The organism is Candidatus Acidianus copahuensis, assembly GCF_000632495.1.
GTDB lineage: Archaea > Thermoproteota > Thermoprotei_A > Sulfolobales > Sulfolobaceae > Acidianus > Acidianus copahuensis.
Genome location: NZ_JFZT01000005.1, coordinates 26,811 through 42,374, shown reverse-complemented (window position 1 = coordinate 42,374; position 15,564 = coordinate 26,811). Strand labels below are relative to the sequence as shown.

At 35.0% G+C, this 15,564-nt stretch carries 18 protein-coding genes; 9 read left to right on the top strand and 9 right to left on the bottom strand.

The window, feature by feature from the left end:
* Positions 1–353: 353 nt before the first annotated feature.
* A complete protein-coding gene (locus CM19_RS00305) occupies positions 354–1,064 on the bottom strand; it encodes an ABC transporter permease (protein ID WP_048098465.1) in 711 nt (236 codons plus the stop codon).
* Entirely contained in the window at positions 1,054–1,884 is an 831-nt protein-coding gene (locus tag CM19_RS00300) for an ABC transporter ATP-binding protein (RefSeq protein ID WP_048098464.1), read from the bottom strand. Before CM19_RS00300 ends, CM19_RS00305 begins: the two co-directional genes overlap by 11 nt.
* Before the next feature lie 826 nt (positions 1,885–2,710).
* Here CM19_RS00300 and CM19_RS00295 point away from each other — a divergent pair.
* From CM19_RS00295 to CM19_RS00275, 5 genes are all read left to right on the top strand, one after another.
* The gene (locus CM19_RS00295) at positions 2,711–4,090 is read left to right on the top strand and encodes an MFS transporter (protein WP_048098463.1); all 1,380 of its coding nucleotides are present in this window, start codon (positions 2,711–2,713) and stop codon (positions 4,088–4,090) included.
* Positions 4,091–4,319: 229 nt separating this feature from the next.
* The gene (locus CM19_RS00290) at positions 4,320–4,814 is read left to right on the top strand and encodes a hypothetical protein (RefSeq protein ID WP_048098462.1); all 495 of its coding nucleotides are present in this window, start codon (positions 4,320–4,322) and stop codon (positions 4,812–4,814) included.
* 714 nt (positions 4,815–5,528) lie between these two features.
* Positions 5,529–6,452 carry an ABC transporter ATP-binding protein gene (locus tag CM19_RS00285; protein WP_048098461.1) on the top strand — a complete coding sequence of 308 codons (924 nt, stop codon included), beginning with the start codon at positions 5,529–5,531 and terminating at the stop codon, positions 6,450–6,452.
* Positions 6,431–7,243, top strand: coding sequence for an ABC transporter permease (locus CM19_RS00280; protein WP_048098460.1), 813 nt, complete (start codon positions 6,431–6,433; stop codon positions 7,241–7,243). Before CM19_RS00285 ends, CM19_RS00280 begins: the two co-directional genes overlap by 22 nt.
* A gap of 49 nt (positions 7,244–7,292) precedes the next feature.
* Positions 7,293–8,042 (top strand): hypothetical protein, encoded by a 750-nt coding sequence (locus CM19_RS00275; protein ID WP_048098459.1) that lies wholly within the window; start codon positions 7,293–7,295, stop codon positions 8,040–8,042.
* On the opposite strand, the gene CM19_RS00270 is transcribed toward CM19_RS00275, so the two are convergent.
* The 4 genes from CM19_RS00270 to CM19_RS00255 form a co-directional block, all read right to left on the bottom strand.
* The gene (locus CM19_RS00270; RefSeq protein WP_048098458.1) at positions 8,016–8,636 is read right to left on the bottom strand and encodes a 2,3-bisphosphoglycerate-dependent phosphoglycerate mutase; all 621 of its coding nucleotides are present in this window, start codon (positions 8,634–8,636) and stop codon (positions 8,016–8,018) included. The genes CM19_RS00275 and CM19_RS00270 overlap by 27 nt on opposite strands.
* 24 nt (positions 8,637–8,660) lie before the next feature.
* Entirely contained in the window at positions 8,661–8,906 is a 246-nt protein-coding gene (locus CM19_RS00265) for a hypothetical protein (RefSeq protein WP_048098457.1), read from the bottom strand.
* 110 nt (positions 8,907–9,016) lie between these two features.
* A complete protein-coding gene (locus tag CM19_RS00260) occupies positions 9,017–9,379 on the bottom strand; it encodes a DUF302 domain-containing protein (protein WP_048098456.1) in 363 nt (120 codons plus the stop codon).
* 34 nt (positions 9,380–9,413) lie between these two features.
* Positions 9,414–9,578, bottom strand: coding sequence for an AbrB/MazE/SpoVT family DNA-binding domain-containing protein (locus CM19_RS00255; protein ID WP_048098472.1), 165 nt, complete (start codon positions 9,576–9,578; stop codon positions 9,414–9,416).
* A 413-nt stretch (positions 9,579–9,991) separates the two neighbouring features.
* Here CM19_RS00255 and CM19_RS00250 point away from each other — a divergent pair, with 413 nt between their 5' ends.
* Together CM19_RS00250 and CM19_RS00245 are read left to right on the top strand one after the other, a co-directional pair.
* Positions 9,992–10,456, top strand: coding sequence for a DUF2258 domain-containing protein (locus CM19_RS00250; RefSeq protein ID WP_048098455.1), 465 nt, complete (start codon positions 9,992–9,994; stop codon positions 10,454–10,456).
* Between the two features lie 53 nt (positions 10,457–10,509).
* Positions 10,510–11,094: a YkgJ family cysteine cluster protein gene (locus CM19_RS00245; RefSeq protein WP_048098454.1), complete on the top strand. Its 585-nt coding sequence runs from the start codon at positions 10,510–10,512 to the stop codon at positions 11,092–11,094.
* Positions 11,095–11,135: 41 nt separating this feature from the next.
* On the opposite strand, the gene CM19_RS00240 is transcribed toward CM19_RS00245, so the two are convergent.
* Both CM19_RS00240 and CM19_RS00235 read right to left on the bottom strand, forming a co-directional pair.
* A complete protein-coding gene (locus CM19_RS00240; protein ID WP_048098453.1) occupies positions 11,136–12,377 on the bottom strand; it encodes an FAD-dependent oxidoreductase in 1,242 nt (413 codons plus the stop codon).
* Positions 12,378–12,909: 532 nt separating this feature from the next.
* Positions 12,910–13,269, bottom strand: a complete 360-nt coding sequence (locus CM19_RS00235) for a DUF1059 domain-containing protein (RefSeq protein WP_048098452.1) — start codon at positions 13,267–13,269, stop codon at positions 12,910–12,912.
* Between the two features lie 142 nt (positions 13,270–13,411).
* Here CM19_RS00235 and CM19_RS00230 point away from each other — a divergent pair, with 142 nt between their 5' ends.
* The gene (locus CM19_RS00230) at positions 13,412–13,558 is read left to right on the top strand and encodes a DUF1059 domain-containing protein (RefSeq protein WP_235185569.1); all 147 of its coding nucleotides are present in this window, start codon (positions 13,412–13,414) and stop codon (positions 13,556–13,558) included.
* Positions 13,559–13,610: 52 nt separating this feature from the next.
* Here the strand turns inward: CM19_RS00230 and CM19_RS00225 are convergent, their stop codons facing one another.
* On the bottom strand, positions 13,611–14,426 hold the full coding sequence (locus CM19_RS00225; RefSeq protein ID WP_048098451.1) for a CAP domain-containing protein: 816 nt from the start codon (positions 14,424–14,426) through the stop codon (positions 13,611–13,613).
* 140 nt (positions 14,427–14,566) lie between these two features.
* Between CM19_RS00225 and CM19_RS00220 the strand changes: the two genes are divergently transcribed.
* Positions 14,567–15,505 carry a PEP/pyruvate-binding domain-containing protein gene (locus tag CM19_RS00220; RefSeq protein WP_048098450.1) on the top strand — a complete coding sequence of 313 codons (939 nt, stop codon included), beginning with the start codon at positions 14,567–14,569 and terminating at the stop codon, positions 15,503–15,505.
* Positions 15,506–15,564: the final 59 nt, after the last annotated feature.

The following is a 15,564-nucleotide window of genomic DNA, read 5'->3' as shown; positions in this document are numbered from 1 at the left end:
ATAAGTATAAACTTATTTAACATTTTTACATCCATTTTAAGCACCTTTATATAGAAAATATTATAGTAAAAGCTTATAACTTTTTCTATTATTTTTTTTTTTTTTTTTATTAAAAATTAAATAAACTTTTTACTTTAAACATGATTGATAAATATTATGGAAGTAATTATACATTCATCTTTGTGTTCTTACGGTGATCTGGAACTGTTTCTCATGAAGGATAGAAAGTTCTTTACTTTGAACAGAATTAGTGCTCATACTACGGAATTATTTATTTGGACTCTTAACAAATTAATATATGCCAATTAATCTCATATGAAGACTATGAATTCCTTACGCATTTTTCTAAAACTTCACTTTCTGATCACGTAGTTTGTAGCTATTAAGAAGATTATCCCGTAAATTAATGCACCTAGCGACCACAATAACGATATTGTATTGCCTTGCAATGCGGAGGAAACTGCCTGAGAAACATAAGTAGTTGGTTCGAGCAATGTAAGATATCTAAATGGTAGAGGCACGAAATAGAAAGGAAAATAGACTGGAGCAAAGAAAGCTAGACCAAATGAAATTATCTGTGAGTATTGGTTTACCTCTCTTAACGTTCTAAATCCAAATCCGATAAGTGTACCGAACATCATACCCATAAATATTGAGGAGAGGATAGATATTATCAAATAAGTGGGAGAGGCAACCACGATATGCAATAAGAGTGATCCAGCTATAAGTAATATAGGAACAATTAAAAGAGTAGTAATACCATTTGAGATTGCTATGGATAAGATGTATAACTCTCTTGGAATACCTGAAGCAGATATTAACGATATTCTACCTACTTCTCTTTCGTTAGCTATAGTTTGAGCCACACTTAACGTAGTTCCTATACTAATGTAGAACGCTATCGTACCAGAAATTATATATGTCTTAAACGGAGAGGATGTTATGTATCCGAAGGCTATGAGTATTCCAATAGGAAATATAACAGAGAAAAATAAAGCTACAGGCAGATATGCCTTAGTTTGCTTGAATTCCATAGCTAACAAGTAAAAGAATTCACGAAACATCCTTAAACACCTCTAAGTAAATTTCTTCTAAAGAAGGTAACCTTACCTCGAATTTTCCGTTAAGATTAGAAATAACTTTCTTTAATTCATCTTCACCTTTTATTCTAATTGTTTTTCCAGAATCATAATCTATAAGCTCATACCAGTCAGAAAACTTTTCCTTTATTTCAGAAGTTAAACCTTCAATTACTATTTTTCTATTTATAAAATATATTCTATCCGATAATTTTTCAGCTTCGTCCAAATAATGTGTTGTAAGCAATATGCTCTTTCCCTCTTTCTTAAGTCCGAGCAGGATATTCCAAACCTCTCGTCTAGCTCTTGCATCTAGTCCAGTCGTGGGCTCATCAAGGATAACAAGTTTTGGGTCATTTATTAGTGAAGTGGCTAAAAGTAATTTTCTCTTCATACCACCCGATAATTTCATAGCGAGAGTATTTCTTTTTTCTAAGAGTTCTAACTTTCTTAGGAGATCCTCACCGCGCTCATAGATTTGCTTCGTTTTAACCCCTTTTATTTTCCCTAAGTAATATATGTTATCCCATACGGTTAAATCTTCATATGGTTGGACTTCCTGAGGTATTATGCCTATCGACTTCATAATTTTTCTATTAGTTGGGTTATTCCCAAGAACTGTGATTTTACCCTTATTGGGCAATAGCTCCCCATAAAGTTGTTTTACAAGCGTTGTTTTCCCAGCTCCATTAGGTCCAAGAAGTGAAACTATCTCTCCTTTATATAATGTTAATGATATATCTTCATTTGCTACAAACTTTCCATATAACTTCCAGACATGTTGAACATCGATTAGTGCTTCCACGTATAAAGGTTTAAAAGTCCCCTATTAAAGTCTTCTGTAAATAGAAATTTATACAATAAGATTTATAAAACAAGATTATACAACTAAATCTATAATATTAATGATAATACCCTAAATGTTATATAAAATGAAAATCTTTTAAGATATAAACATTGACGTTCCATCCTCATCTCTTGGGAGTTAATGGGAAGACCCTCATAGGTTGTGGATGGATACCATTTTATAGAAATAAACATATTTTTTACCTAGCTCATTATAGCGTTTCTTTTTAGATCTTACACAGAGGACTCAATAGCAAAGGAGTTAAACACCTAGAGAGTTAGCGTACAAAGTATACAACACGTTGTTCAAGGAGGTTTGTTTTTATGAAAGAGATGAAAGAACTAAACAGGAAAAGTTAAGCAACTAAACCCCTTGCTTGGAAAAACAAGACAAATAATATGAACAATTTAATTCTCAATTGGTAAAGCTATGGTCTACCGTCTTTATGTTACATAAAGAGATTTTTAGAGAGACAGGCAAGGTGTTGTTTCACTGCTGACCGTGATTTTATTGGTCCATTTAACGTTATATCCCTTGCAGGATGAGAATCGCCTTAAATCCTGTGAATTAGCTCTCCACCTCGGCTAAGGTAAGGTTAACAATGAAGCAAGATCAGCCGAAAGTTAGAAGTAGTTCACATTCATGAAAACGCATAGTTATATATATTACAATGAAAATTAAAATATGCATACTTATTTTTAAAGAGTCGATTTGATCTAATTACTAAGAATAGATATCTTACAAAAAAAATCTTAAATTGAATTGGAAAATATCTCGATCCGCAATGACTGAAACAAAAAAGTACGAGGGAAGCGTCATAGATAGGCTAGAAAGATTACCTTTCAGCAATTTTCATCTAAAGTTTCTCTTAATGCTCGCATCAGGAGAGTGGGCAGAAACATTAATGCTTTTAGGAAATGGAGCATTGCTAGCTCTAGTCTCAACGTTCTATGGTCTAAAAGGGGCATTGGCTGCATATGCTCTTCCAGCCCCATTTTTTGCAGGAGAATTTGTAGGTTCTTGGTTATTTGGGTATTTAGCTGATAAGAGAGGGAGAAGATCTGTCTTTCTATATAATCAGATAGTCTTCGGATTGGGAATGTTATTGGCAGGCTTAATGCCAATATGGCAGCTGATAGCATTATTTGTTTTTATCGGAGGAATAGGAGTTGGAGGAGAGTTTCCCTTAGTAGACAGTTATAGTTCTGAAATGTTTAAAGGTAAACAAAGAGGATCAAGGTTAGCATTAATTTATACCATCGCAGTAACTGCTGGTCCATTCATAGTTTACATAACTTCTCTTACTGCACACATCGGTCCATTGAGCAACGGTATTGGGTATTACTCATTCAGAATACCTTTATGGATCATGGGAATTGCGGGAATTATGGTATGGGCGGTAAGATTAAGGCTAACGGAATCCCCTAGATGGCTAGAGACTCATGGAAAATTTGAAGAGGCAGATATGATTACAACACAAATAGAGGAAAAGGTTAAGAGAGAGAAGGGAATATCAGAATTGCCACCTGTTGTTAGCAAGTCTGATCCCTTTGAGAAACCCACTAGATTTAAGGATCTCTTTGCTCCTGATATTAGAACAAAGACCATCATGATGTTAATATTTCAGATATTACAAGGTGGCATATTTTACGGTTTCGCAACATTTGCTCCTAGTCTCATTGTAGATAAATATCCGTTTAATAATCCTCTTGGTTATTCAGCTATAGTATTTCTAGGCTTCTTCGTAGGAAGCGTCTTTAACGTTTTCATAATAGATAAGGTAGAGAGGAAGTGGGGTATTATATTGTCAGCCGTATTATCGGGGATTAGCGGTACTCTTTTTGCCGTTGCTAATAGTCTATTAGCAGTTGTTACACTAGGATTTCTTACAGCTTTCCTACTTTGGAATTTCTCTAATTTCTTCCATCAGTATCAAGCTGAGATATTTCCTACAAGAGTTAGAACTACTGCGGCAGGTTTCGTATATGCGTGGAGTAGAATATCAACTTCATTTCTCTTGATTATTATAGGAGCCTTCTTCCTACCTCATGGTCCATTAGCTGTATTCGAATTCGCATGGTTACTCATTGCGATAATATTTGTAGATCTCGCTGTATTGGGACCAAAGGCCACTGGGAAGAAGCTTGAGGAAATATCAAAATAATTTTTGTAAAAATAAGTCTTTATTAATTTTCCATATTTTCATCAAAGACAGCTCAAAAAGGTTAGTCCTACCTAACTTGTAATTATCAATGGAGAGACTTTTATCACTTTTCCTAAAAACAACGTTGATTAGCCCATTATTTTTGATATAGAACATAAACGCTGAAAAAGAAAAATCAGTCCAATCTTTTAAATAAATGCATATATTAATTCTTATTTAATAGTGGAATATGTGTGATTATAAACTAATAGTTACAAAGAGACCAATAAAGAAGACATCTAGGAACATCCTTGTAAAGCGAGAGATTTTCAATGCAATAACCGAAGACAAATATCTGAAAGTTTTAGTTGAAGAAAGTAAAGATAATATGAGCAGGAGCTATTACTATTATATATTAAGAAGACTTAAAGAAATTGGAGCGATAGAGGATAATGCCATATCCTTTAGAGCAATATTTCCCTTTATTATAAGAGGTGAGAAAGTGGAGATAGATAGGGGTATAATATTCTCTTCCAAAGACGGTATAATTGTAATGGACTTAAACTCTGAGAAGTATCAGTGTAATACGTGCCCGGTAGTAGCGGAATGTGCTTACGGATTAAGAAAAATTGCATCCGAGTTAGCTATTAAGATAAAGGGTAAAACTTTATCGGAGTTATGGAATAATATGATAAGCAACATAATAGATAAGAATTTAGAAAAACTAGAATATATACCCTGTTAACAATCAAAGAACAGAATTTATTGATTTTCTCTTTCTATTGAAAGATAGAAAATAAAAGTTGAAATTCCTTTAGGATTTATACTAACTTATTGAAGAAAATATTAATTATATTACAAAATGGTGTAAAAAAATCGATAATTGTGTATCACCTTAATATAAACAAAGTTGATATAAATTTCAGGTTATCCAGGTACATATTATTTATCCCCTCAAATGTTAGACCGAGCAATATATCCTAAAGATATGGGGAAGATATGCTTCACATAATATCATAAGGGAACTTGATATGACATGCTAGAATGGCAAGGAGTACCAAACAAAAACGAAAAGTTCAAAATAAGGAACGTGGTGGAACAGAGGTTTAGGATTGTAAAGCATAGGCTAGCAAGCATGAAAAAGTACTTCTACAAGCACAACAAAGGAGACAATAACACGGTGATTGATAATATTTTTCGCAATATATAATGAATTTATACAATTTGCATTAGGGAGATAAAATAGTTGAGTATACATATTACTTAAATCTACTGTGTGGAATAAATGTAAACTCCTTAGATTATCAAAGGCTTTGTACCAGAGAATATTTATACAAAAGTAGGTAATCTTTGGTGATCTATTTTAAGGCAACACTAAATTAGTCTACAATTTATTCCACAAAGTACTTAAATCGTAAACCTTAAATTTTTCAACAATAAATCGATATCGGTTTTTTACTTGATAAGCGCTGTAGATCTCACTAAGGTATTCAGCTTCAAGGGTAAGAAAGTTACTGCTCTTGACAAAGTTAATTTTACAGCTGAGGACAATACCATCACAGCTTTGGTCGGTCATAACGGGGCAGGGAAAACTACTATTCTTAAGATTCTATCTACCTTGACTATTCCCACTTCAGGAGACGCTTTCGTAAATGGATATAGCGTAACAAGGGACGAAAAAATGGTTAGAAAAAATATAGGACTAGTTACAGTAAGTGAAAGAGCCTTCTATTACAGGTTAACCGCAATGGATAACCTCATCTTCTTTGCAAGTCTGCAAAACCTTTCACTTTCAGAGGCAAAAAAAAGGTCAAGAGAGGTTTTAGACTTTGTAGGTCTTTCTCAATGGTCCAATGTACCTTACATGAAGTTTAGCACTGGTATGCAGAAAAAGCTTGCCTTAGCTAGATCTTTGTTGACAGATCCACCAGTTCTTCTCATGGATGAGCCAACTTTAGGTTTAGATCTACTCTCAGCTAGACAGTTTAGGCTTACTTTAAAGGAGTTAAAAGGTAGGAAAACAATTCTCATGTCCTCTCATTATTTAAGGGAAGTAGAAGAATTAGCAGATAAGGTTATTCTTATTAAGAGAGGGAAAATTGTCGGGCAAGGAACTCTAGAGGAGTTAAAGTGGAAAATAGGGAAGGTGGTTGAAGTTCAGACCTCTTCCTTAACAGATAAAATGGCTAGATTTATTATTTCAGAATCCGTTGACGGCTACACGTTGAGAGTTCCTGAGAGGGAGTTGGAAAACCTGAGTAGCTTTAAGGTCATAAACGAGGTTGAACCCAATCTTGATGACATATACGTTTATTTTGTAGGAGAAGAAAGAGAGGATACAAGAAGAGGGAGGAGTAGACCTTGGAGAGTAAGGGAATTTTAACCAAGCTTTACTCTTTTCTATACATTAGAGGGTTCAAAGTATGGACGTCCTATAGGACTCAAGTAGCTTTGACTATCCTATCGTGGGTTCTACCGGTTTTCACTTACTACTTTGTTGGCACGTCCTTAGGGAACAGTCTAGTGGAAAGAATTGGAGTAAAGGATTATACGAGCTTTTTCGTGATAGGACTAGCGTTTCAAGGTTATGTGTCTTCAATTATAACTACGGTAAGTGGAAGGATAAGAAACGAACAACTTTACGGCACTATAGAGTATTACGTTCTATCTAGATCGGGCGTAACTTCTTTTCTCTTTTACTCAGCTATTTGGGGATTTGCTGTAAATACAATTAATGCGTTCATCATTATGAGCGTAGGTTTAGGACTGGGAATAAAGTACGACATAAATTGGCTCTCATCAATAATTATATCAGTTTTGTTAATATTATCTACTTTAGGTCTTTCCTTCCTTTCAGCAGCGTTTACTATGGTAATCAAACAAGGAAATCCGATCTCCCTCTTCTTCTCAACATTTACTACCCTTTTAGGAGGTGTTGTCTTTCCGGTTACAGCCATGCCCATCCCATTGACTTATCTAAGCTATGCCCTTCCCCTAACTTGGGCCCTTCAAGGATTAAGAGGTTCCTTCTTGGATGGAGAGGGAATAGTTCAGGAAGGAGGAATAATATTAGTCCTCCTGGTCTTTAATGTTATCCTCATACCGATTGGCGTTTTAGCCTATAAATACGCATTTAGGAAGGCTAGGGAGAAAGGCACATTATCTGAGTACTAGACTCAGCGTTTTTGGATAAGTATAAAAGTGAACGGATTCAATTTAATATGTGCACTTCCATCATCATGAACGGAAAGAGAACAAGGAAGACCTAGCATTCAAGCTTTACAGCGAAGCTATTGACTTGGAAAGTAAGGGAATGTTAAACGAAGCTTACATGAAGATAGTTGAGGCAGTTAGATTATCCCCAAATCCTGTCTTTATTTTCGAAATGGGTCTAATCCAGCTAAAGGAAGGGATGAGAGAAGGAATAGACGTTATGGTTCAGGCGATAGATCAAGCTCAAAGAACAGGGTTAGATGTTTCGCAGTGGATTCCGAGGATATTAACTGAGGCTAAAATACTTTCCTCTCACGGAAAAACTAAGTTAGCAGTCCTACTTCTTTCAGGAGTTAACTCTGTTTACCCCAACAGTTCAATTGAAGAGGAGTTATCATCTTTAAATGAGAGTCCTCAACAAATAGGAGGTCAGATCCAGTCAGAACTCTCTCCTCAGGTTTCCTCTCAATCATCTGTTTCCTCCCCTAAGATTTTAGAGTATGGCTTACCCCAAGGATGTAACTGGTCTATCTACGCTGAGGGTAAAGGTTTTTCATCAAGTACAAACGTTCTTTACCTTGATCCTGGAAAGTACAAATTCAAGGTTATGCCAGTAACGTGTAACGGAGTTACTTATTACCCAACTCCAGACATGGGTTACTTAGAAAATGGAAAGACTTATTACGTTAATTTCTTTAAAAGATCACAAACTTCGATTCCTTGGATACCGCTGTTAGTTCTGGCCATTGCTCTCATTTAACACTTTTTTGTCTATCATTTTATTTTCTTTACTCATAAGGTAAACTATAGGTACACCTGTTGGAATCTCCACAAAAGGAATTTTCTCTGGGCTAATATTCTCTATATACATAACAATAGATCTCAAACTGTTTCCGTGAGCTACTACTAGAACGTTTTTGCCAAGCTTTACGTCCATTAAGATGCAGTTCTTAAAGAAGGGTACTGTTCTCTTCTGGGTATCCTCTAGACTTTCTCCTCCAGGCGGTCTTATGCTGTAACTTCTTCTCCAAGCCTTTACTTGCTCTTCCCCATATATTCTGGCAGTTTCCTCCTTGTTTAGCCCCTGTAAGTTTCCGTAATGTCTCTCGTTTAACGCTTGATCTCTAATTATTGGTACTTTAACTCCCATTTCTTCAAGGATTATATCAAGAGTTTCAGTTGCTCTACTTAAGACGCTCGTATAAGCTACATCAATCCTATACCCCTTTATGAGTTTACCCGCTCTTTTCGCTTCTTCTCTTCCTTTTTCGGTTAAAGGAACATCTACCCAGCCTGTAAATCTGTTTTCTCTATTCCAGAGAGACTCGCCATGCCTTACTAATATTAGATGCATGTAAAAAATTAAAAAAAGGGGTTATTAAAGTGCTTCTCTTTTTCCACTAATTCTTTTCCTCAATTCCATTGCAGATCTTATTATAGAAGTTAGTTCTCTCCTTTCCTCATCGTTTAATGAAAGTACGTTGATCCCATTTACTCTACTCATAAATTCGTCCAGGAGGAGCTCAGCTTCATCGCACTTCTCACAGTCTACACAATGTAAACATTTTTCTACACAATCTGAGAGATTAGAGAACGAACTTTTAATCTCCTCTAGATTTCCCATGGTAAATATAATATTATATCATATCATTATAAACATTTCTGAGGTTCACTTCATTCAGTTGTTCGTAGAAATGAAGTGTGTTTATCTTTTTAATATTTAATTTGAAAAAATCAAAAAGTTATTAATTTTTCCATTAGCTCATCCATTTTCCTCAGAATGTCGTTGCTTAACCCGTATTCTTTTCCAACATCAGAAGGTTTTTTATAAGCTAGATACGTCTTTCCTTGCAACGAATAAATTAATATCCTTAAGGGAAGTTCGTAAGCTATTTCTCTTTTCTCCAGCATTAATAGTGTGCCAACCTTCGGATTTCCGAATACTATTACCTTCGTTGGATCTAGATGTAAACTGCTCTCTTCTGCAGCTTTGCTGTGATCAATGATTGTAAATATAAATAACCCTGCATTTTTTATTCTCTGCTCTAGTTCACTTTGACAACTATCAAAGCTTTTTGGACATTCCTTAATTATCATTAAACTTGCTTGTTATAATGAGTTTAATAAATTTTTACCCAGATTCATTCCTAACTAAGTAAAGCTTTACTACTTTTTCATCATCATCGTAGACTACTCGTACTAAGTCACCTTCTCTCACTGGAAACTTTTGCCTTATATTAAATGGTATAGTGACTTGATAGTTCCTACTTACTTTCATTACACCTATAGTCTCCATTTTGATCATATTGAATATAGGTTGAAGGGATTAAAAAGTTTTTCAAAGGTAGGTGACGTCCTGATCATCGTGAATGTTCCCTTTAGGACAGTTAACAGGTTCCACCGATCTGGTGTCTTACTAGTCCTGCGGTAGTTGCGCATCAAAACCCCCACAATATCGTTAACAAAGAACAACATTCTTTGACGATAACGATGTCTACCTTACTGATCTTTTTGGATCTTACACCTATGAAAAGAGACAAGGTTCAATCTCTGTATATTAACTTGGTGATCTTATATTACCGATCGATACTTCAGGTTCCATCAACATCGCATCTCTTAAAGAACTTAACCTGTTGTTAAGCCTCATTAAGGTTTAATCTATAAAGAAACTAGAGAAAAATTTTAATTCTATATTTCTAAATGATAATTATGTCAGATCAAGAAGCTAGAGATTTAGATAGGGCAGAGGAATATGAGAAGATGAATTCAAGAGTTGCTGTATTAGGTCAATTTAAGTTTGAGATAAGTTCTGGGTTAATAATAGCCTCAAGATATGCGGATAAGCTTAGGAGAGTTGCCTTAGTTACGTTAGGAAAGATGATTCCTAAGGATATTATAATGAGAGATATAGCGGAATTGAACAAGGAGCTCTATAATAAGATTGTAAACGAGTTAAAAGTCAATAAGTTAGACGTTATTAGATTAATGGTAGATGTAGAGTATAATCCTCAAGAAAAGAAGTTACAGTTCTCTAATATAAGAATAATAAGATATTATACTGAAGAGGAATGCAAGAAAATGGGTGAAGACCTAATTAAGGAAAACGAGAAATTGAAGGATGAACTTGAACAAGCTAAGAAAAAAATTGAGGAGATAAAGAACATAATACAGTAGAACTTTTTTTAAATAGAAAAGAATTTAATCTTCACGTTCATAACCTTTTCTTTATGAACACAGAAGAGATTAACCTTCTCACAAAAAGGGCTCTATCAGGCGATAAGAAAAGCTTACTCGAAATATTAAATTTCCTCGAAAAGTTTGATCAACCTTTAACTAGGTTCGCTTCATATTCTATACTTTATCAGTTTGCCTTCAATTCCTTATATGATATAGGGAAGTATTGTGAAGAATGTGGAGGAAAGTGTTGTAAGTCTGGAGATCCCATTCAAGTCTTTAACTTCGATTATGAAGAAATAAAGAAAATGGGTGGGGATGTCGGAAGGCTTAGAAAAAATGGAAAAATTCATTTACTTTCTAGACCCTGTCCTTTTCAGAATGGATGGGCTTGCTCTATCCATAAGTTTAAGCCTTACTCGTGTTTGTCTTATCCTTTCGCTACTGAAGACGAACAAATGATCGTAATCAAGGAGTATAAAGATGGAATACCCGACTTTAAAGTTCCTGAGTTTTGTACTTCCGGAAAAGTGGTAAAGGATCGATTAAACAACGTTGAAAAGGAGTTAAGGGAAAAATTGGGGAGAATACCTAGCGCCAAGGAAATTCTAGAATTCTTGATGAAAGAGAAAACGTGAATTAAAAAAAACGCTGAGAAATTAAAAGTCAATTACAAAAGTTATTTCTGTTGGTTCAGTTCTCTTATCGCCTCCGTTACAGCCTCTATATATGAGGGGTGAGGTGCTACGTATTCACTTAGCTGATCTAATGTTAAATTTAGCCTTATTGCCATAGCAATGATAGATATTACGTCTTCTGCATCATGCATAAATGCTTGAGCTCCAACTATCCTGCTACCTTCTGCACATACCTTTAAGAATCCAGAAGTCATCCTATCAGTTATAGGTCTAGCTAAGCTAGCCATCTGTACTTTAACGCATGATCCTTTCATCTCTCCTACATAAGCTAGTTCAGGGTCAGTATATACTACGTATGGAATGCCGGTCTTATCGAATTTCGTTTTTCTTCCCAAGATATTTTTCCCAATAACGCTTCCAGCATACATTGCGTGATGTGCTGTATGAGTTCCTATAACATCTCCTCCAGCGTAAATACCATTAATCCCTGTAAATAAGTAGTCGTCAACTTTTATGTAATTATCATGAGGCAAATTCTCAAATCCTCGTATTTCTGCCTTTCTCCCGAAAGTAACGTAAACGACGTCTCCTCTAATTTCAGATCCATCTGAAGTTTCAAGTTTTCCCTTTTCGACTTTCTTAACCTCTTTTCCTAGCAATAAGTTGATACCAATTCTCCTAAACTGGTTTGTTAATGCTTGGCTTATCTCCTTGTCAAGATATGGCATTAAAGACGTATTTTTATCTACTATTGTTACATCTTTTCCTATTTTTTTAAGCATCCAACCGTACTCTAAACCTCCAACGTCTCCGCCAAAAATTACTACGCTCTGGAAATCAAGGTCTACATAAGGCAAAGTCTCAGAGTAAAGTATTCCCTCCTGTTTTTCCCTATAACCTCCAGTAGTTACTGCGATGAAATCACCGTCTATTCTTTGTCCTCCAACTTCGATCCCTCCAGACTTTAGTGAACCCTCTCCATGAACAACTTCAACTCCATGACTTTCTAGCATGTATTCGACTCCTTTAGAAAGTCTTGAGCTAGCCTCTCTACCCATTCTTCTTACTTCATCAAATGTTAGTGAGGGAGCTTTTCCTAGATCTAGGAGGTAGGAATAATACCTAACTGGAGTTATCATCCCTTTTGAAGGAATGCATCCGTAAAGCACACAAGTTCCTCCAAGTCTTTCCTCCTTCTCTATCAAGGTTACTTTACTTTCCATTGATGCAGTAATTGCAGTGTAAATTCCTGCAGGTCCAGAACCAACAACTATAGTTCTCATATCTCAACTTTATACCCAATATAAATAAACCTTCCTTAATTCTTGTAAGACGAAGCTTTCCTTCAATATCGCTTTGAATGTATTACTGAGTTACTTAATGTGGTTTAATGCGAAAAATTCAATGATATCTTTGCTATTAGAGTAGATAAAAAGTTTCTGAAACCCTCTAATGAATATAAGGTATTCTTCTTCGACATCAAAGTCTTCTTTACTGGTTCTGACGAGTAGACCTATTCTCCTAGACAGCATATATCTATGAGCTTTGCACATTAGTTAACTGCTAAGATTGGTTTTATCTTTCCCATTAATTATTCAGTATAGTTAGACATATCTAAGTATTTAGAACGCAATGGCGAATATTACTGATGGAAATTATGTAATTTTTGTTGACCAGAAAAATAATCATATATATTTTTATTTATATCTAAAACATAAAAATCTATAAACGTAATTCATAAGAGGAATTATATGAAATATATTTAAATTACAGGACTCAGTAGTAAAGTGAAAAAAGGAATAATAAAAATTATCCTTATGTTTCCTTTATATTTTGTTTAATCTTATTCAATGTATCTTGGGGTATAGAGGTCATATTATGGGACATTTTTGCATGAATGGCTAGTTCGCTTAACAATTCATCTTCTGAAGCAGAATTTACGATCTCGAATCCGCAGTTCATCCCTACGCTAGCGCAACTAAAGGAGTAGTGTCCAGATGTTTTTATATTTTGTTTAATCTTATTTATCATATCTGAAGGTATTGAGGTAAGTCCATGACTCTGTTTTGCGTGTACCTTTAACATCTCTAGCAACTCGTCTTGACTTCCAGAATTTACGATCTCGAATCCGCAGTTCATCCCTACGTCCTCACATTTAAATGTATATTTTGGCATATGATTAATTAGAGGAATGAGATATAAGGATGTGTTAGAAACTTTTTACTACTATTTTTTATACTTTTTACTTCATTAATAAATTAATGGTATTTGGTTTAGGTAAAAGAAAAAGTTTGAGTTTAAGTGTTCAAGTATAGGGATGAACTGTGGGTTTGAGGTAAGGAACGCCTCATCAGAGGAAGAGCTACTTGAAATCCTTAAACTCCACGCTGATAAAGCTCATAAGATGACTTCTATTCCTTCAGACGTAATTGAGAAAATTAAACAAAATATACAAAAGAAATAAATTTTTTACTTTTTAGCACGGTTTAATATATGAGAAAATTTTTATTATAGTTCTAATGCCCGTCACTCTTAAAAGCATATGTTAATATAGGGCACTGATTTATGGACTTCCCGCTTTTTGGTTCCCATTTTATACCCCTAGGATCTTCTGCTATCAAAACCACTGTTAAAATTCCATTTTCTTGAGTAGGGAGAGAAAATTCTATTTCCAACTCTTCATCAACCCTATACTTTTTTGCAGTAATTGTGTAGATATCCTTATACATAAAACCTTTAGGTAATATGCCAGCTATTAATTTCCCTAAATCATAATATTTCCTTGAAGTGTAGCACGGATTAGGAATGTCTCTAAAGATTAGAATCGATTTAGGTCTCATCTCTAGTAGTTTTCCCCTCATGTAAAATTTTCCTTTATCGATTGAAGGATAAACGTCCCAATGTATCCATTTTGCAATCATAGTTATATTAAGGTATATATGTCTAGAGTTCCAGGCAACTGATATATCAACGTAATTAAAGCATGGATTCAATAAAGTATCCCTATGTCCCCAGTCACTTTCCTCGTCATTGTAAACCATATTGTACATTATTTTCTTTGATGTGTTAATTACCGTAACTCCTTCTCTTAACCAAGGTTGAGAATATTCAGCGTAACCAATTGCCTCCTCTGATCCATAGTAGTTACCCACTTTTGTGAAATAATAACAAGGATGTATACCATTTTTATCATAATGACTGAAGATCTGTTCCCTTAGCATGTAGTTTACTCTAAAACTCGAAACGCCAGAATTTTCATAGGATACGTGAGGAATACCGTTCTCTAATCTTATTCTGTTAAGGTATTCGATGAGGTTCTTGATTAGAGACATGGAGGAAAATAAAGTCTAAAGTTTAAAAGGGTAGTTCAGCATATTTTATTGCTCTCTAGATAGCAATCCCTTCTCTCAACTTGACGTTTTGCTTAAACTTTTGAAGAAAGCTATTTATTTCGTTGAAGTCATTAGTAATCATGGTATACGTTTACCCATTGCGCAATGTAAACCTGAATATGACTTCATTAGTTGGCAGAAAAAGTGCATATCTCGGCGAGCTCTATAACATGGGATTCAATGTTCCAGAAGGTTTTGTGATTACAGCAAAGGCTTTTGATCGCATTACTAGAAATTTAAGGGAAGAGATAGATGAGATACTCTCTTCAGTTAACCTTAATGATCAGGTTGATTTAGAGAAAAAGAGCAATGTAGCAAGAAACATTATAATGAAATCTGATATTCCGGGAGATCTTAAAGAAGAAATCGAATCTCATTTTGATTCTCTTAATTCTCCATACGTTGCTGTTAGATCTACTGTTGCGTCAAATTTAAGCGGTTTAAGTTTTGCTGGAGAATATGAGACTGACTTATTCGTGACTAGGGACAAACTTGTCGAGAGCGTAAAAAACGTAATCTCCTCCTATTACAGCCCTAGGGCTATAGCTTATAGAATAGCTACAGGAGATAGTTCACCAATAGCAATATTGATTCAACGGATGATTAACTCAAGGAGTGCTGGGACAGCTTTTTCCCTTCACCCAATAACAGAAGAGCCAGATTACGTCTTTATAGAGTCTGCTTGGGGGTTAGGCGAGACTGTTACAAGGGGTATGGTTACTCCGGATCAGTTCATTATAAGCAAACATTCAAGGAGTATAGTAAATAAGAAAATCTCCAGTAAAAGTGTAAAGCTTGCATATGATTTCGATAATAAAACTCACGATATCATAGATCTAGATCAGGTCCAGATGACTAGTCCAAGCTTAGAAGATGCAGAAGCAGTAAAAATAGCCAATACTACGATCGCCATAGAAAACGTATATAGGAGGGCAGTCAATATAGAGTGGGCAGTAGAGGATTCGAAGCTTTACGTTCTTGAGGTACGCGGTATAAGAAGGCTATATCCGGAGGTTTAAAGCTTCTAGCTTTTTTAACTTAAGGTCAAAATTTTTGACTTTTAATAGCTAAAGTAAGG